A 232-nucleotide genomic window follows, 5' to 3' on the forward strand; every position below is an offset into this window, starting at 1 on the left:
TGGCAAGATAGACCGCTGGCAGGAAATCGTATTTCACCCCTCACATCTGGAAATCTGGACAGGCGCGGTGGAACGAGGCAGCGAACCCGTTGATTCACCGGACCGTGGCGGCTTTCACATGCGCGGTTTTCACGGGCTAACGCCTGAAACCGACGAAAGCTGCTTTTACCTATGGACCATGGCCAGCAACCCTACTCAAAACGTGGAAGACACCATGAAAAAGGTGTTCGAC

General features: G+C 54.3%; 1 protein-coding gene. It reads left to right on the forward strand.

From position 1 onward, the window contains the following. A partial coding sequence (locus tag NLF92_RS13840) for a hypothetical protein (RefSeq protein ID WP_254102858.1) occupies positions 1-232 on the forward strand: 232 nt, incomplete at both ends.

Origin of the sequence: Opacimonas viscosa (assembly GCF_024199005.1) — a bacterium.
Lineage (GTDB): Bacteria > Pseudomonadota > Gammaproteobacteria > Enterobacterales > Alteromonadaceae > Opacimonas > Opacimonas viscosa.